This window comes from Nostoc sp. LEGE 06077, from assembly GCF_015207705.1.
GTDB lineage: Bacteria > Cyanobacteriota > Cyanobacteriia > Cyanobacteriales > Nostocaceae > Nostoc_B.
In genome coordinates, this window is record NZ_JADEWI010000049.1 from 31011 (window position 1) to 49588 (window position 18578).

The 18578-nt window shown below is 40.3% G+C and carries 14 protein-coding genes and 1 pseudogene; 10 read left to right on the plus strand and 5 right to left on the minus strand.

What is annotated here, in order from left to right:
• The first annotated feature begins 62 nt into the window (after positions 1-62).
• Positions 63-788 (plus strand): DNA/RNA nuclease SfsA, encoded by a 726-nt coding sequence (sfsA, locus tag IQ244_RS24375; protein ID WP_193898775.1) that lies wholly within the window; start codon positions 63-65, stop codon positions 786-788.
• Between the two features lie 111 nt (positions 789-899).
• Here the strand turns inward: sfsA and IQ244_RS24380 are convergent, their stop codons facing one another.
• Positions 900-1877 carry a carbohydrate kinase family protein gene (locus IQ244_RS24380; RefSeq protein ID WP_193898777.1) on the minus strand — a complete coding sequence of 326 codons (978 nt, stop codon included), beginning with the start codon at positions 1875-1877 and terminating at the stop codon, positions 900-902.
• Between the two features lie 474 nt (positions 1878-2351).
• Here IQ244_RS24380 and IQ244_RS24385 point away from each other — a divergent pair, with 474 nt between their 5' ends.
• From IQ244_RS24385 to IQ244_RS24400, 4 genes are all read left to right on the plus strand, one after another.
• Positions 2352-2615 carry a helix-turn-helix domain-containing protein gene (locus IQ244_RS24385; protein ID WP_193898800.1) on the plus strand — a complete coding sequence of 88 codons (264 nt, stop codon included), beginning with the start codon at positions 2352-2354 and terminating at the stop codon, positions 2613-2615.
• Positions 2616-2997: 382 nt separating this feature from the next.
• Positions 2998-3660, plus strand: a complete 663-nt coding sequence (locus tag IQ244_RS24390; protein ID WP_193898779.1) for a DUF6391 domain-containing protein — start codon at positions 2998-3000, stop codon at positions 3658-3660.
• Positions 3661-3666: 6 nt separating this feature from the next.
• On the plus strand, positions 3667-4665 hold the full coding sequence (locus IQ244_RS24395) for a glycosyltransferase (RefSeq protein ID WP_193898781.1): 999 nt from the start codon (positions 3667-3669) through the stop codon (positions 4663-4665).
• A gap of 159 nt (positions 4666-4824) precedes the next feature.
• Complete coding sequence (locus IQ244_RS24400) at positions 4825-5226, plus strand: hypothetical protein (RefSeq protein WP_193898783.1); 402 nt, start codon at positions 4825-4827, stop codon at positions 5224-5226.
• A gap of 107 nt (positions 5227-5333) precedes the next feature.
• On the opposite strand, the gene IQ244_RS24405 is transcribed toward IQ244_RS24400, so the two are convergent.
• Positions 5334-6740, minus strand: coding sequence for a serine/threonine-protein kinase (locus IQ244_RS24405; RefSeq protein WP_193898785.1), 1407 nt, complete (start codon positions 6738-6740; stop codon positions 5334-5336).
• Between the two features lie 255 nt (positions 6741-6995).
• Between IQ244_RS24405 and IQ244_RS24410 the strand changes: the two genes are divergently transcribed.
• From IQ244_RS24410 to IQ244_RS24425, 4 genes are all read left to right on the plus strand, one after another.
• A complete protein-coding gene (locus IQ244_RS24410) occupies positions 6996-8243 on the plus strand; it encodes a glycosyltransferase (RefSeq protein WP_193898787.1) in 1248 nt (415 codons plus the stop codon).
• A 281-nt stretch (positions 8244-8524) separates the two neighbouring features.
• Positions 8525-9712: a TRC40/GET3/ArsA family transport-energizing ATPase gene (locus tag IQ244_RS24415; protein WP_193898789.1), complete on the plus strand. Its 1188-nt coding sequence runs from the start codon at positions 8525-8527 to the stop codon at positions 9710-9712.
• A gap of 324 nt (positions 9713-10036) precedes the next feature.
• Positions 10037-13339 carry a GAF domain-containing protein gene (locus IQ244_RS24420; protein WP_193898791.1) on the plus strand — a complete coding sequence of 1101 codons (3303 nt, stop codon included), beginning with the start codon at positions 10037-10039 and terminating at the stop codon, positions 13337-13339.
• A 60-nt stretch (positions 13340-13399) separates the two neighbouring features.
• Entirely contained in the window at positions 13400-14005 is a 606-nt protein-coding gene (locus tag IQ244_RS24425; RefSeq protein ID WP_193898793.1) for a DNA-3-methyladenine glycosylase, read from the plus strand.
• Positions 14006-14150: 145 nt separating this feature from the next.
• Here IQ244_RS24425 and IQ244_RS24430 read toward each other — a convergent pair whose 3' ends face one another.
• On the minus strand, positions 14151-15806 hold the full coding sequence (locus tag IQ244_RS24430) for an alpha-keto acid decarboxylase family protein (RefSeq protein ID WP_193898795.1): 1656 nt from the start codon (positions 15804-15806) through the stop codon (positions 14151-14153).
• A gap of 338 nt (positions 15807-16144) precedes the next feature.
• Here IQ244_RS24430 and IQ244_RS24435 point away from each other — a divergent pair, with 338 nt between their 5' ends.
• Positions 16145-16510: a hypothetical protein gene (locus IQ244_RS24435; protein WP_193898797.1), complete on the plus strand. Its 366-nt coding sequence runs from the start codon at positions 16145-16147 to the stop codon at positions 16508-16510.
• Positions 16511-16875: 365 nt separating this feature from the next.
• Here IQ244_RS24435 and ssuE read toward each other — a convergent pair whose 3' ends face one another.
• Positions 16876-17442, minus strand: a complete 567-nt coding sequence (ssuE, locus tag IQ244_RS24440) for an NADPH-dependent FMN reductase (RefSeq protein WP_193898799.1) — start codon at positions 17440-17442, stop codon at positions 16876-16878.
• 82 nt (positions 17443-17524) lie between these two features.
• Positions 17525-18460: pseudogene (locus tag IQ244_RS24445) on the minus strand (LLM class flavin-dependent oxidoreductase); the annotation flags it as partial.
• Positions 18461-18578 lie beyond the last annotated feature (118 nt).

The window sequence follows — 18578 nt, forward strand, 5'->3', positions numbered from 1 at the left end:
TCAACTAGCTCGGCTGTACAAACAAAATCCACCAAGCGCGTTGCGCTTGGTTTTGCAAAATAATGCTTGATTGGCTTTATTGTTACCCTACTCTCTACCCTGGTATTTTACTCAAGCGCTACAAGCGCTTTTTTGCTGATGTGCAACTGACTGATGGGGAAATAGTGACCGCACACTGTCCCAATACAGGGCCAATGACTGGAGTCTCAACCCTTGGGAGTCTGGTGCAGTTGTCTAAAAGTGAGAATCCTAAGCGTAAACTAGCTCATACACTAGAACTAATTCAAGTACACGATAACGAACCAACTTGGGTTGGTGTCAATACAGCCTTACCTAATCGCATCGTCAAATTAGCTTTAGCACAATATTTATTCCCCGAATTAGGAAACTACAGCCAAATTAAAGGTGAAGTGGTTTATGGCTTAAATAAAAAAAGTCGTGTAGATTTCTTGTTGACAGGTAGTGATGTAGAACGCTCAATATATTTAGAAGTAAAAAATACAACTTGGGCGCAAGGAACTTTAGCATTATTCCCCGACACAGAAACCACCAGAGGACAAAAGCATTTACGAGAATTAATGGCGCTGCTACCTGCAACTCGTTCTGTCATGCTGTACTTTATCAACCGGGGTGATTGTACAGAGTTTGCCCCTGGTGATACTACAGATCCAGTATATGGTCAATTATTGCGGCAAGCGATCGCCCTTGGTTTAGAAGTATTGCCTTGTCGGTTTGATATCTCCCCCGAAGGTATTCGTTATTTAGGTTTGGCAAAGCTCATAATTTAAACTCAGGACGTATGCAGTCAGACGAAGAATCAAGGTTTTAGTGGAGGTGAGGGGTGTAGATTTTCAAAACCCTTACCCCCTCAAACCAATTCTCAACAGACAAAAGTCCTGTTAAAGCTGATAAGCCACGAGGAAAACTTCGACTTCAGCGGCGGTGGGTTGAGAAGCGATCGCACCTGGTTTAATCGTAGTCAATGCTCCCACCGCACTAGCATAAGTAACAATACGCTTTACTGTGTCTGCATCTGCTAATCTCTGGATACCATGCTGACTTAGTTGGTGGATAAATCCTGCCAAAAAGCTATCTCCTGCACCAGTTGTATCAACTACTTTCACAGGGAAAGAAGGTAAGACACCTTCACTACCACCTAAACAATAGGCGCAACCTTTATCTCCATCTGTCACCAACACTCCTTCTACAGAACCTAGACGGTAAGTAATAGCTCCTGCATCTGCGGTATCAAATAACCATTCTGCTTCCTCTTTGGAGAGTTTGAGAAAGTCAACGCGCTTAAATGTGTCGTGAATTTTTTGCCGCGCGATATTTTCATCTTGCCAAAATACTGGTCGCCAGTTGACATCCAGTATAATCTTCAGGTCGAATTGTTCTGCTAAATCTAAAGCCCGATGAACAGCCTGTTCACTGTCGGGATAGGCTAACTCCAAAGTACCCAAAACGAGAAAATCTGCCTCTTGAAACAGCGAAACAGGTAATTGCTTGGCTTGTAGGCGGGTGTCGGCAAATTCAGCTGTATCATATTGACCGAACCCAGCAAAAGTGCGATCGCCTGCTAAATCCCGTGTCACATACACTTGTCGCGTTGGCGCAGTCGGATGACGTTGTACACCCGTTATATCTACACCAACTTCTTGTAGTAACTGAACCAGTGCATTTCCTGGTTCATCTTCACCCACGGCTCCGACAAATCCGGTGGAAGTTCCCAGTTTCACCAAAGCACAGGCCACATTAGCTGGCGCTCCTCCTGGATAAGGAGTCCAAGATTGCACTTCTTCCAGCTTTAGTCCCAATTGATCGGCTAAACAATCGAACAGAATTTCACCAAGACACAAAACACGGGGATTGCTCATCTGATTTTAGATTTTAGATTTGGTTGAGAAAGTTGAGAAGAATCCTGAAGTCAGAATTCAAAAATAAATGCTTTTCAGAGTTTTTTTGCCTGAACTTTAAATTTTAAATTCTGAGTTTTCCCTGTTGACCCCTGACTTTTCAGTTATTGTGAGGTCAGTATAAAATCTACAATAATCTTCATTATCTGTCGCCAGTCCTTCATAGAATTCAATAGCAATTTTTATTACTCTTACAGAATGTGTAGGCTATAATTTCTGCTTTTATTTCTTGATAAGAATACTTATTTTTTTGTAAAAATAAGTGCCAAAAAATACTTGTATCCTCCAAAGGTCAAATTTTTCATTCAGTTGAACTTGAAAAAAATTATTGTCAATCGTATTGCAGCTAACACTTCAAATCCCTACCAACAAAAGAATCTTCTAGAATTAAATAGAGTGATTAAGTACATATACCAAGAGAGGATAGAATCAGTCATGGCTGGTGGCGAGTCTCAGACCCCTGTTACTCTGTCAGACAGAGAACTGCAAATTATCGACTTAGTGGCCGCTGGCTTAACTAACCAAGAGATTGCAGCAAAATTGGAAATTAGCAAACGAACAGTTGATAACCACATCAGCAATATTCTCACCAAAACCCAAACCGAAAACCGAGTGGCTCTTGTCCGCTGGGCTTTACAGTGGGGTAAGGTCTGCTTGAATGATGTGAATTGCTGTTCTCTACCTAACCCGAACGAATGAGTTATGTCCTAGTACAGATGCGGTCAATGGCGTTTGGCAGATGCCATAAATCGCGTCTCATATTGCGATAAATTTCGTCTGGCGTGCAGTTACGACATTTAGACGGTTCACTGCTTGTTTTCCTCCTCACGCATCTATTTCAGCGTGAACCTTAGTTCTCGCTCGCATCAACACCAAGCAGAACAGATTACTCAGTTATTAGTTATCGTGCAAGACTGTTACCATTGATTCAGTTTGACAAAACTGGATCAATGGTACATTTCACCATATTTAAAAAGATATTTATCCAGTCATCAATAAAAATTAGCAATAAACCCTGGCCACAAACGCTACATTTGTAAGAAATCTATGTTGCTCCATCAGTTTGAGGCGCAGTGTTGCTATGGAAACTTCTGCTTCTATTCAAGGTGGCTTGTCTTCCTTTAACTTTTTTAACTTTGACTTCACTACACCTCAATCTACCCTAGATGCTGATTTAGCCAGACAGCTATCATTCGTTCCGGGTTTGAAAGAAATACTCATGCTACGGCAAGTTCACGCCCTAGAACACGCTACTGTCTGGATTCTGAGTGAAACAAAAAACGCCCATACTCCCCCAGGAAGACCCAATACCATTCAACTCGATAATGAATTATTAGGTGGTTTGTCCACTGATCAAGGATTTTATCTCTATGGTGAAGTCAATATTAGCAACTTGCGGCGTGCCGTTAGCCAAGCCCTTCATCGCCTGACACATGGTGAATGGGATTTGGCAGTTCATCCCCGTTGCGGGACAAATGTATCAGTCACAATGTTGTTAACAGCGGGACTGGCTGTAGGTGTGCATTTGTTGTTACCCTTCCGCCCAGTTGAACAATTAATTGGTTTAGGACTAGCCGCTACAACAGCAGCAGAAATTGCCCCAGATATAGGCTCAATAGCCCAACGTTATCTGACAACAGCTATTCCTTTTAATCTGACGGTAGAAAATATTACTATCACGCGTGATGTTTGGGGCAGGCAAGGGCATTTTGTCAAGGTAAAATGGCAAGAACCTAATTTGTAATTTGTCATGCGAAAATTGTACTTCCTGCTTCCTGGTACCAGTGGCAAATTTGCCTGTGGTGGTCTCTGGGCAGAATTAAAAACATTGAAACTTACTCAACAAATTTGTAGCGCGGAAGTTGTCACTTACCGCCAAAGGGAAACAGGTAAGGTGTTCTTGAATGATTTGCTCAAACAAGCAAATTTAGATGATGTAATTTTTGTGATTAGTTGGGGATTTGATGTAGCTAAATTAGCAACCAAACTCAAGCCATACAATGTGGTTTATCATGCCCACAGTTCTGGTTACAAATTTAATCTACCTGCGAGTATTCCCATTATTACTGTGAGCCGCAACACCTTGGGTTATTGGGGTCAAAAGTCACCCAATACGTTACTTTATTATTTACCAAATGAAATTAGTCCTGAATTTAAAAATTTACATCTAGCGCGAGATATAGATGTGTTAGTACAGGCGCGAAAATCTTCTGAGTATTTATTAACTGAGTTAATTCCCACATTAAAACAAAAATGCAATGTGCAGGTTGTGGATTCTTATGTAGAAGATTTACCGGGATTATTTAATCGAGCTAAGGTTTACCTTTACGATTCGGCAGAATATTGGGCGCAACAGGCTGTAAGTGAAGGCTTTGGATTGCAACCAATGGAAGCGTTAGCTTGCGGGTGTCAGGTATTTTCTAGCATCAATGGTGGGCTTGCCGATTATTTAGATCCGGGATTTAATTGTTATAAAATTGCTGGTTATTCCCAAGAGTATGATGTTGGTAGGATTCTCAAAGTAATTCAATCTTCAACAGGTTTAAGTTTGTCGGAACATGTGCTGCAAGAGTACCGCCATGAAAATATACTGCAAAGACTGCAAGTAATTCTCGATGAATTAAATGAGTTTTTTGACCACAAACAGCATCATCAATCTAATATCAAAAGTTTGACGCAAATAAGATTAAGCACATTAATTATTAAAAGTATACTTAATAAAGTAAAGAAAAAATATTTGCGAGTTTAATTGTATATCTCAGAAAAAATACTTACATCTTTAGCTATCTGTGCCAGTTTCTCTAATGGAACATAGTAAGCTTTATAGGAGATTACATTTGAGTTGGTTGCGGATAACATGGAATTGCACTTGTAGGTATCACATATAACTTCATTCAGGGGGTAAAGTATGAAACGCCCATTTATAATTTTAGCTGTGGTTGTCAGTGCGATCGCCCTTGCTCGTCCTGTCCAAGCTCAAACAGCCGAACTCACTCCATTAACTATTGAACGCAACGAAGCTGCTACCCTAATTACTGAACCAATTACAATCAACAGTAGCGCAGTTAACGACAGCGATCGCGCTCATACCTTAAGACAAGTTGCTAACTCTATCGGCCGAGTCCACGAAGAAAAAGGATGTAAAAATATCAAACCTTTAGAAATTCTTAATGATCCTGAAGCAGCAATTAAGGAATGCGAAAAACCAAATAATAGCCAACCGAATCAGCGTAACGGCGAACCAGTAGATTACTTAAAAGTTCCTCGTCTAGATTCTGGTGGTGTCAGTTTGACAGTTACACAGTTTTAAAACAATCTCCAACTAAATATTGATTTGTGAAAATTAGTCAGCTTTAGATCCCCGACTTAATCAAGAAGTCGGGGATTTGGTTTTTGAGAAATTAACAATTTTAGGCTTTATTCAATGGCAAAAGATTGAATCATTTTTTCCACTACTGGTAAAAATTTATGATAGTCTTCAACGTTTGCCGTATAAGTAATGATATATGCATTATCATTTTGCAAAGTCCAAACTTGCAGGCTTTTTAACCGACCACCATCACTCTTCCCGGAAAACACTAGCTGATTTGCCCGTTTATTTGCTAGTGTTGTTTCACTAGAACTTTCTATTTGAACATCATCTACAGTATTTTGAATTTCCCGAATAAATAAATCTTTCGACTCATCTAAAGTACTAGAAAGTGGTTCTACTCTAATAGTCAAAAGTTCTTGAAATTGGTCAGCATCATTTTGCTTAGGTGATAAAAATGTCACTATATCTTGAGTCACAGCATTGGGTGTTGCTTGTACCGCCCAGTTATCAGGATAGTTAATTTTTATTCCCTGAGCAGCGTAGTTTAAAAAGTTAGTTTTGTTAATTGTCAGTTGAGATAAAATTATTAACCCGACTGCAACTGCTGTGACTGTAATTCCCAAACCCATAAACAATCTTTTGGGCAAAGATTGTTGTAATTTAGTTAATGGTGCTTTGTCTAGCATTTCTAATGCTTGCAAGACTGACTCGGCTGTAGGGTAACGCTGACGAAAATCATAGCGCACCATTTTATCTAAAATACTGGCAAACTTTGGGCTAACTTTTACTTTGTCACGCCAATCAATTTCGCCTGTAGCTGGGTTTTTAGGTAATGAATGACTACCACCTGCCGGATTTATACCTGTTAAAGCCAGAATAGCAATGATACCCACTGCATAGATATCACTACTTAAATGGGGATTACTATTAGCTTGTTCACTGGGCATATAACCAGGAGTACCAATAGCAACAGTAAAACTTGTTTGCCCAGAGGTGTTAGTCATTTGGGTACTAATTTGTTTCACTGCCCCAAAGTCAATTAAAACTATTTTGCCATCTGATTCTCGGCGGCGAATATTTTCAGGTTTAATGTCACGATGGATAACATGATTTTGATGTACAAATGCTAAAACAAGCAGTATATCTTTTAACAGTTGAATAACAGCAGACTCAGTTAATTTATCACTGTAAGGCGGGAGTTCTTGTTTGAGATCATGACCGGGAATAAATTCTTGCACTAAAAAGAATTCTTCATTTTCAGCAAAGTGCGCCAATAATTGCGGAATTTGGTCATGTTTCCCTAACATTTCTAAAATATCTGCTTCTAAATCAAAAAAGCGTTTAGCGGCATTTAAGGTGTAGGGATCATTAGCAAGTGGTTTAAATTGCTTGACAACACACTGGGGATTTCCCGGTCGTTGCATATCTTGAGCTACAAAAGTCGTGCCAAATCCTCCTCGCCCCAATTGAGTCAGAATTTGGTAGCGTCCTCCGACCGTTTGACCCAGCATGAAGTTTCCCCTCTCTTTGAGAATAACTCACTCACTGATTTGTTAATCTTGATTTTTGCACATAATAAAGTGCTAAGTGCTGACTAGCAGCCAGTAGAGTTGACATATAGCTATCCTGTTGGATTTATAAACTACTCGTAGAGACAGGGAGTAGATATGTGGGTAACTCATTGAGAATTGCTAAATTGTGTCGGAATTTTTGAAAGTGCATCTCCTATGCTTAATAAATTGAAATAAATAAGTTGAAGTTTGCTTATGAGTATTAGTCTGTGCATGATTGTGAAAAACGAAGAAACTACGCTACCGAAATGCCTAAATAGTGTGAAAAGTTTTGTTGATGAAATGGTAGTGTTAGATACAGGCTCTAGCGATCGCACTCCCGAAGTCGCTAAACAATTTGGTGCAAAAGTGCATCATTTTCAATGGTCGAATAACTTTAGTACTGCCCGCAATGCAGCTTTAAAATATGTTACGGGTGATTGGGTGCTGGTTTTAGATGCGGATGAAATTCTTACACCCAGCATTGTGCCACAGATGCAGGCAGCAATCGAAAGTGATGAATATATCTTAATTAACCTGATTCGCCAAGAAGTTGGGGCAATTCAATCTCCCTATTCTTTAGTTTCGCGGTTGTTTCGCAATCATCCAGAAATTCGCTTTGAACGGCCTTATCATGCCTTAGTGGATGACAGTGTAGCGGCAATTATCAAAAAAGAACCTCATTGGCAAGTGGGTTATTTGCAGGGTGTAGCGATTCTGCATACAGGATATCAAAAAAGAGCGATCGCCCAAAATAATAAATCGGTCAAAGCGCAAGCCGCAATGTTAGAGTTTCTCTCCACCCATCCCAATGATCCTTATGTTTGCAGTAAATTAGGGGCGCTATACGTTGAAACTGGCAAAGTCTCTCAAGGTATTGAGTTATTGCAACGTGGACTCAACCAAGCAATGGGTCAGTCGATGGAGAAAACAAATTTAGCTTGTATGGCGGTAAATCAATCAGAAGAAAACTACGAAATCTTATATGAACTGCACTATCATTTAGGCATTGCTTATAATCATTTAAAAAAGCCCCAACAAGCCCTAGAACACTATCAAGCTGCCATTAAATTGCCGATTTATCATATCCTCAAATTGGGAGCATATAACAATTTAGGTAACTTACTCAAAGATGCAGGAGATTTAAACAGCGCCAAAAAAGCTTACGAAACAGCTTTAAAGATTGACCCAGATTTTGCTACCGGACATTACAACCTGGGGATGACATTAAAAGCTTTGAATTTGTTTACTGATGCGATCGCTTGTTATCAAAAAGCCATCCGCTTGAATCCTTACTACGCCGAAGCATATCAGAATTTAGGTGTAGTGCAGCTAAAAGTTGGCAATCTCCAAGCTAGTATGACAGCTTTTAAAAATGCGATTTTGCTACACGAACAGCAGCAGAATCTCGAAGAAGCCAAAAGACTGCGCCAAGGTTTATACGAGATAGGATTGATGAGGTAAAGACTGCGGGCAACTTGTGAGTTAGAAAATTACGTAATAATAAAAGATGAGTATTTTTTTAGCAGAGATATTGAACATATAGCTAGTAGCTCAGATAAATTAGGATATTTTTCAGCATGAATACCAGGAATATTCATACTCCAGTCTCGTGCCTCCTGACTTCTGTCTGCTGCTATAAAATTCATACTTAATATCTCGCTAAAAACTAATGATTGCCTCTTTGAGCATTAATTAAGCATTTTAGAGGACTCACAAGCTAAAAACCTTACCAATTCGAGATAATGCGCGTAATTTTGATGACAGGCAAAGGCGGTGTGGGTAAAACCTCTGTTGCTGCTGCTACCGGACTTCGTTGTGCAGAACTCGGCTACCGCACACTAGTTTTGAGTACAGACCCCGCCCACTCCCTAGCTGATAGTTTTGATTTAGACCTGGGTCATGCACCCAAACAAATTCGCCCAAATTTGTGGGGCGCTGAACTGGATGCACTACAAGAACTAGAAGGTAACTGGGGTGCTGTGAAGCGCTACATTACCCAAGTTTTACAGGCGCGAGGTTTAGAAGGAGTCCAGGCGGAAGAATTAGCCATATTACCGGGTATGGATGAAATTTTCAGCTTGGTAAGAATGAAACGCCACTACGATGAAGGCGATTTTGATGTTTTAATCATTGACTCAGCCCCCACTGGCACAGCTTTGCGTTTGTTGAGTTTACCAGAAGTTGGTGGCTGGTATATGCGCCGCTTCTACAAACCGTTTCAAAATATCTCGGTAGCACTGCGTCCTTTAGTGGAACCATTTTTTAAACCCATTGTCGGTTTTTCTCTACCAGATAAAGAGGTAATGGATGCACCTTACGAGTTTTATGAACAAATAGAAGCCCTGGAAAAAGTATTAACAGATAATACCCAAACTTCTGTGCGTCTTGTCACTAATCCAGAGAAGATGGTGATTAAAGAATCGCTACGCGCTCATGCTTACTTAAGCTTGTACAATGTAGCCACAGATTTAGTAGTTGCTAATCGGATTATTCCCCCAGAGGTAGAAGATCCATTCTTCCAGCGTTGGAAACAAAATCAAGAACAATATCGTCACGAAATTCACGAAAATTTCCATCCTCTACCTGTGAAAGAAGTGCCGCTTTTTTCAGAAGAAATGTGTGGCTTGCCTGCACTAGAAAGACTCAAGGATATTCTTTACAAAGACGAAGACCCTAGTCAAGTTTATTACAAAGAAACAACAGTTAGAGTGATACAAGAACAAAACGAATATAGTTTAGAACTGTATTTACCAGGTATTCCCAAACACCAAATTCAACTCAGTAAAGTAGGTGATGAATTAAACATCACAATTGGCAACCATCGCCGTAATCTTGTTCTGCCCCAAGCTTTGGCAGCACTACAACCTGCTGGTGCCAAGATGGAAGAAGACTATTTAAGAATTCGTTTTGCCAATAATACCAGAGTTTAATTTTCTAGGTAAAAAGGCTCAAATAGAAATTAAACCTCAACAGTGGAGACATCAGATTTTTCTGGTCTCTACTTTTTTTATAAAAATATAAATAGCTGCTTTTTAAACTTGTTAACAAACAAAAATTCATCAAAAATATATAAATAGATGAAAACTTTTTTATAAAAAAAATAATGTAAAAACCTGTAACAAAAACCTCAGAGTATTTACTGTATTTTGACCGTGGTTTTACTGTAGACAAATAGATTCTAGAAAACTCACAATGATTTTAGATTTATGGATGACTCGTTATTTAATTTCTGATTTTTTTAAAATTTAAAAACAATGTCTCAAATAGCTGATCTAAACTTGCGGACAAGACCTGATCAAGAGAGTCTCCTACGCCGGATTACAAATCGTATTCGTCAAACATTAGAGTTAGAAGAAATTATTGCAACAACAACAGCAGAAGTGCGCTACTTACTCGGTACTGACAGAGTAATGATTTATCAATTTCATGCTGATGGTAGTGGTCAAGTTGTTGGTGAGTCAATTTATGAACAGCGTTTACCTTCACTATTAGGACTAAATTTTCCCGCCGATGATATTCCGCCCCACGCCCGTGAACTGTTTATGAAGTCGAGGGTACGTTCTGTGGTGAATGTGGAAATGCAACAGATTGGCCACAGTCCCGTAATTTCTTTAGAAACAGGCGAACTGAAACCAGAAGATATCCGTTACCGCCCCGTAGATCCTTGCCATGCGGAATATTTAACGGCGATGGGTGTCAAATCTTGTGTAGTAGCGCCAATTTTCCATCAAGAACAACTTTGGGGGTTGTTAGTATCTCACCATTCCCAAGGGCATTCTATTTCAGAATATGAATTAGCAGCGATGCAAATGGTAGTAGATCAATTATCAGTGGCGATCGCTCAAAGTAATCTACTCACACAAGCCCGCGCCAAAGCAGAACGGGAAAGTGTAATTAATCGCATTGCTACCCTGCTACATTCACTTCCTACCATTGTTTTACAACCAGCATTAGAAGAAGCTGTGGCAGCCTTTAAAGGTTCTGGTGGTAGACTCTGCATCAGAAACGAGGCTTTTCAACTCTCCAATGGCAAAATTAAGAGTCTCAACGAATGTTTAATTCCAGGTAGTGATTGCATTCAGGTCTACACCTGTGGACAACAGCCAGAAATTCCCGAAGATACGATCTATCCATTGATGGAGCAATATAGCGTCTGGCAACAACATTATCAGTCTGGTGAATACGACGTTTGGGCAATTAACGATATTTATCAAACCGCCAATTTGCGAACTTTGCAATTGGCTTTTCAACCAACCAAAATTCGCAGCCTGCTAATGATTCCCCTCTATTATCGTCAGCAGTTAGTTGGCTACTTGAGTATTTTTCGGAATGAAATAGACACAGAAACCTTGTGGGCTGGTCAAATTGACCGCGATCGCCGCCAGCTTTATCCCCGTCTGTCATTTGATATCTGGAAAGAATCAAAAACAGCCCAAGCTCAACAATGGACAGCCGCAGAAATTGAATTAGCTAGAGAAATCGCCAAACATTTTGCTTCAGCAATTCAACAATATGAACTTTATCAACAAGTCCAAGGCTTTAATCACAATTTAGAACATCAAGTCAAAAGGCGGACAGTTGAACTGCAACGCACCCATGAACAGCAACAAGCTGTGTTTGGTGTAATTGGCAAAATTCGTGAGTCTTTAAATACCGACACAATTTTTCAAATCACCACCAAAGAAGTCTGTCAATTAGTCAAAGCCGATCGCGTTTCGGTTTATCGATTTACAGAAGAATGGGGTGGGGAATTTGTCGGAGATTTTGAGGCTGCTAGTCCCAATTGGACAAATGAAGCCAAAATTCGGGTAAACACGGTTTGGAATGACACCTACCTGCAAAAAACCGAGGGAGGACGGTACCGTTACAACGAAACATTTGCCGTCGATGATATCTACAAAATGGGCTTTACTCAGTGCCACATAGATAATCTAGAACATTATCAAATTCATGCTTTTGTCTTAGCGCCTATTTTTGTTGGGCAAAAACTCTGGGGTTTACTTTGCACCTACCAACATTCTGGCCCCCGCGACTGGAAACCTTCAGAAGTGAACTTTCTCAGCCAAATTGCGGCTCAATTAGGCATAGCACTCCAACAAGCTCAGTTACTTATACAAACTCAGCAACAAGCTGCTGATTTGCGAAAAGCAGCCGAACAACGACAGATATTGTTTGAAGTAGTTGCTAAATTACGAGAATCTCTGGACTTAGAGACAATTTTTACAGCCACAGCGCATGAAGTTCGGCGTACCTTGAATGCTGACCGCGTTGTAGTTTATCGCTTTGATACCAATTCCCAACTAGATGAAGGTGAAGTAGTTGCCGAAGATATTTTACCTGGGTTTATCTCGACGATCGCTTTAAAAATTCAAGACACTTGCTTTAAGCAAAAATATGTAGCTTTACATCGTCTGGGAAGGGTGCATGTAATTACAGATGTTCACAATTCTGGACACAACCCTTGTTACTTGAATATGCTGGAGAAGCTGCAAATACAAGCAAATTTGGTAGTTCCCCTCGCTAAAGGAAATGAACTTTGGGGTTTATTGTGCATTCATCAGTGCGACCAACCGCGTGAATGGCAAGCTTCGGAAATTCAATTTGCAACTCAAGTAGCAGCGCAACTTTCTGTAGCACTAGAACAAGCTGATTTACTATCCCAAACCAAACAACAAGCCCAACAGTTGGCTGAGGCGTTACATGAATTACAAACAACCCAAACCCAACTTATCCAGAACGAAAAAATGTCTTCCTTGGGTCAGTTAGTAGCTGGTGTCGCCCATGAAATCAACAATCCCGTGAATTTTATCTATGGCAATTTATCTCATGTCCGGGAGTATGCTGATGATTTATTGGGGATATTACATCTGTATCAGAAACAATATCCCAAGCCCAGTTTAGAAATTTGCGATCGCTTGGAAGATATTGATTTAGAATTTCTCTCGGAAGATTTGCCGAAAACTCTCTCTTCTATGAGCGTTGGTGTGGAACGTATCCGGCAAATTGTCATGTCCTTACGTAATTTCTCCCGCCTTGATGAAGCAGAAATGAAGGTAGTGAATATTCACGAAGGTCTGGACAGTACGCTATTAATTTTACAGCACCGCCTGAAATTGAAATCAGATAGTACTGATATTCAAGTCATCAAAGAATATGGTGATTTGCCATTAGTAGAATGCTATGCAGGACAACTCAACCAAGTATTTATGAATGTGTTGAGCAATGCGATCGACGCTTTAGAATATCAGCCAGAATCAGCAACTCATCAACATCAAATTACCATTCGCACAATTGTTGGTGAGATGAATAAAAATATACCTAGCGTGGTGATTTACATCAATGATAATGGAGTAGGCATCCCGGATGCTGTGAAAAACCGTGTCTTCGACCCATTTTTTACGACTAAACCAGTGGGGAAAGGTACGGGTTTAGGTCTATCCATTAGTTACCAGATTGTGGTAGAAAAGCATGGCGGTAGTTTTAAATGCAATTCACAACCCGGTCAAGGTACAGAATTTCGCATTGAAGTGCCAATTGAGCAAAGTATTCATACTTAAAGTGTTGAGTGTTGAGTAAAATTTACTTGTGAATGATCAGCACTTTTGTGGTGAAAGAGTATGAGGGCTGGGATTGATGCAACTTGGCTGAGTCGTCCCTCAACTGTATTGGCACCTGAACTTATCGGCTGTACTCTAGTACGGCAAATGCCAGACGGTACTATCTTGCGGGGAATGATTGTCGAGACAGAGGCTTATGCACCTGATGATCCGGCAATGCACGCTTATAGTGGCCGGACTACTCGCAATCAAGTGATGTTTGGCGCTGCTGGTAAAGCTTATGTGTACTTAATTTATGGGATGTACCACTGCTTCAACGTTGTCACTGACCAAGATGGAGTTGCTAGTGCAGTGCTTCTCCGCGCTTTGGAGTTAGAGCAAGTACCTATCTGGGTTGACCATAAAGCAAAATTGAAACCGCATCGCATTGCGGCTGGGCCGGGGAAACTTTGCCGCGCATTGAAAATTGATTTGACATTGAATGCAACACTGCTACAGTTTGGTCAACCGCTATGGTTAGAACACCGTCATCCTGAATTTCAACAACAGTTAGAACAAGGAAATCTCACTTTAATTCAGACTACCCGGATTGGTTTAACCAAAGGAGTAGACTTGCCTTGGCGTTGGTATTTATTTAACAGTCAGGCTGTATCTAAAAAAGGATGAGCGATCGCTCTCAGTAATATTTCGTCTACCTGTATTATTCATTACTTCTATTTAAGCATATCATTTGAGCGATCGCATCAATGTTTATATTTTGTAAAATCTCCTACTTTAGATAGATGATTTATTTTGTTGTCAATAGCCTGCTTTATTGCTGCAACATCTTCAAGAGATTTTTTGGGTTGTCCATTCTATCCATAACAACCTCAATAAAAGCAAGTTGCTCGTGGTTTTGCTCGGCTGTTTGGAATGCTGTCTCTAACTGCGATTCAGTACTAACTTTAATTCCCCAGCTATTACCAGCGAAAACTTCAGGAAGCTGATAATATTTCCAAGGTTGAATGTCGTTATAAGGCATTCGTTCACCGTGAATATCACGTTCTATCGTATATCCATCGTTGTTAATCAGCAAAATAATGGGTTTAAGACCATAGCGTAATGTAGTGGAAAGTTCTTGTGCAGTCATTTGAAAAGACCCATCACCAACCAGTAGGATAGAACGGCGTTGTGGAGATGCGATCGCACAACCAAGTAATGCACCAACAGAGTAGCCAATGGAACCCCAAAGTACTTGTCCAATAAAGGTTGCTCCTTTGGGTAAAGGAACTATGGCAGCGCCAAATAAACAAGTTCCAGTTTCGGCAACAATTATGTCATCTTCTTGGAGAAACTGAGCAAATCTATGCCAAAAACGCCGTTGTGTAATTGGTGCAGACTCTTTAGCTGTGAAAGTATCTGTAAAACCAGCATCTAAATTCTCTGTTGCTGACTTGAAATTTAGCGTTTGAGCATCGCGGTGCTGTAAGCGTTGGCATAAAGCAGAAAGCACATCTGCCATAGCTACATTTTCGTATAAAGCATTTTTAACTTTGACATATTGTCCATGCACTTCAATTGTGCGTTCAGGATCAAGTTTGGCAGAAAACTTACCTGTGTTGAAATCAGTCATCAAAGCACCAATACTCAAAACACAATCGGCCTGTTCAATTCTTTGTCTGACAGATTCTTCACTGGCTGCACCATTATATATGCCGATAAATTGGGGGTGTGTTTCTTCTAGCAGTCCTTTTCCCATATTCATCGTGGCATAAGGGTATCCAGTAACTTTGAGTAGTTCTCGCAATTGGGCTTGCAAGTGATAACGAGCTACACCAATATCAGCCAAAATTACGGGTTGAGAAGCCTTTTCCAATATGCTGACGCAGATATCAATTGTTTCAGCTAAAGTAGTGCGATCGCTCTCAACTACTGGAGGTATAAAGGAATCAGATGGTGCATTCACTTCATATTGAGCCACATCCATCGGGATAGAAATATAAACAGGTAACATCTTCAAAAGACAGATACCCAAAACTCTGTCAATTTCAGTTGTGGCATTTTCTGTAGTTAAATATGCTTGCACGGCCGTTACCTGTTCATACATTCGGGCAAACAAAGAGAAATCACCAGTACCAAGGGTATGATGAACCAGTGAGCCAGATGCTTGAATTTTCGTGGACGGAGAACCCGTAATGGCTATAACTGGAACGTGTTCAGCGTAAGCACCAGCTACACCATTGATAGCGCTGAGTTCACCAACACCAAAGGTAGTTACCAATGCTGCAACACCATTAATTCGACCATAGCCATCAGCAGCATAGGAGGCGTTGAGTTCGTTACAAGTAGAAATTAACTCAATGCGATCGTGCTTAACAATTGAGTCGAGAAACTCCATATTGTAGTCTCCCGCCACCCCAAATATATGCTTGATGCCAATCTGTGCTAGACGATGTACTAAATAGTCGCCAATAGTAAAGCTTCCCATGATGTCAGCCTGGATTTTACCCTTTTAGGGTATGAAATCTTTAACCAGGAAATTTATCCCGAAAGTAAGAATAGGAGTTAAGAATAAGTTATACAAATTTAGTTGTATAGTTCCATTTTTCATATTTTTATATTATTTCTAATTATGAGTTTAATACTGTAATTTAAGTTGCCAGTAATCAAACCCAAAATAATAAAGGGTGACTTTTATAATTAATGTATCTCTAGATAGAAGTCAAAATATAATCAAAATTTTAGGATGCCTCTGAGTCTTGAAGATGTGGTTGATTTGAGCAATCAATCACAAGACAGCTAATATCATAATCACACGAGGATAAAATGCAAAAACTTTTCTTATCTTTAAAGCAGGTATTAAGCGCAAGTATCGTAATTTTTGGTTCTTTGATTTTTATCGGTATATCAAGTGGATTCATAGGTATTCAACAGCCTAGCTATGCAACTACACTAGAAGAAACAAAGCTAATACCTCCTGAGTATAAGCCTAAACCTGAAGAAAAAATTAACCGTGCCTATGAATATGATCCAGGGGTGGGTATTCAAGAAGAAGAGCGCCAAGAAGCTTATGAGCAAGCAATTAAAGATTCAAAAAGTTTAAATACTTTAGAAAAGGCTTATGAAAAGAATCTAAAAGAGGAACAAGCGCAAAATTCTTCAGAAAGTATTGGGAAAAAATCTCAGAAATAATTAAAAAGATAATAGGTAAATAACAACTATTAGGCTAAAAGATGTCAAGGTTAACTTTGGCATCTTATTATTTCAAACAGCCTCGTAGACTTTTTGCCCGAATGTTGAAAAACAATAATTTTTGCCTCATTCATTCGCCGTTATACCAAATCTCTGTAAGCTTGCACTAAATAATTACTTTCGTCTTCCTTGGCGCTTTTGGCGTTCTTGGCGGTTCGTAAAAAAATTAAGTGCATCTTCATGGAGAAAACGAGAAATTTATGGGATGCTGTCGGAAAAATAAGCAAGATATTTGTTGCCAAAAGTAAACAGATGGATAAAATTTACCCATCTGTAGCAAGTAAGCGGAGGTATAAACTTGTGGTTTAGTTAGCGTGTGCTAGTTGTGGAGATTCAATAGCAGAAAATTTCACAGCTTTGACGAATTCTTGCAGAACATCTTTTAGCCTTTGTTCGAGTTCTTCATCTAGCTGGACGCTATCATCAGCTTGCCGTTGAATTTGTTTATCTACTGCATACACTGTGGCGAGAATATGCCGTGCGCCTAACTCTCCCAAGATGGGTTTGAGGGCATATTCAATAGCTAATAAATGTGCAATTGTGCCACCAGTCGCCAGAGGTAATACGACTTTTCCTGTCAATGATTTTTGTGGTAATAAGTCTAAAAAGGCTTTGAGTATGCCTGTGTAAGCAGCCTTGTAGATTGGGGTGGCAATAATTACACCATCGGCTTGGGCTAATAAAGCTTTGGGGTGTTCTAAGGCGGGGCTGTCATATTTGCCAAACACTAAATCTTCCGCAGGTAAATCTCGCACGGAAATAATATCTATATGTAAGCCTTCCTTTTCTAATAGTTTGGCTGTGTATTCCAAAATTCCGTAGGTTCTGGAAGGATGGGAAGGGCTACCGGCGATCGCTAAAATTCGAGTCATGTAATTAAACTCCTAATTGGTTAAGTAATTCACTGTGATTTTGTAGTTTTGGTCTGCGTCAGCTAACCTTCTATTCCTTGATTTATGAGGATATAGAGGCAGTTTTTTGCTGAGACTGCTGTTTCAGGAATTCTTCATTAGCAACAATTTCCCCAAAGGGACTCAAGATTTGTTGTGTCTCGACTGTGGGCAAATTCTCTAAAGGTAATCGGGGAAATAGTAACTCAGCAACACGATAAGCTTCTTCTAAATGGGGATAGCCGGAAAGAATGAAAGTTTCAATACCTAAGTCTGCATATTCCAACATTCTGGCGGCTACTGTATCAGGATCACCTACTAAGGCTGTACCTGCGCCACCGCGGACTAAACCCACACCAGCCCACAAATTTGGACTAATTTCTAGTGTTTCCCGGCTACCTTTATGTAACTGACTCATACGACGTTGCCCTTCAGAATCCATTCTGGCGTAAACTTTTTGGGCTTTGGCGATCGCTTCATCATCTACATAGCGAATTAATTTATCAGCTGCATCCCAAGCTTCGCTTTCGGTTTCGCGCACAATTACATGAAGACGAATGCCAAACCGCAGAGTTCTACCTTCTAATTCTGCCAGTCGGCGAACTGCGGCAATTTTCTCGGCGACTTGCGCGGGTGGTTCACCCCAGGTTAAATACACATCTACGTGCTTGGCGGCAATTTTTTGGGCAATCCCAGAGGAACCACCAAACCACAACGGTGGATAGGGTTGCTGTACAGGCGGAAAGAGGATTTTGCCTTGTTTAATATCTAAGTAATCGCCTTGAAAGTTAGCTATTTCACCCCTAACTAGCGATCGCCATACCGTCAAAAATTCATCTGTTAATTCATAACGCTCGTCATGACTCAAATGCAAGCCATCTCCGGCTGACTCCACTGGATCACCACCAGTCACGACATTAATCAGCAACCTTCCCCCAGAAAGGCGGTCAAACGTCGCCGCCATCCTTGCTGCTACAGCTGGCGACATTAACCCTCTTCTGTCACTTTCCGAGTATTCTAAATAAAAGGATTAAAAGAAAAAACTCTGGAAGGTAAGCAGGGCAATGGATGTGGAATTACAAATCCTGAAACATTTACGTCGAGACGCTCACCCAACA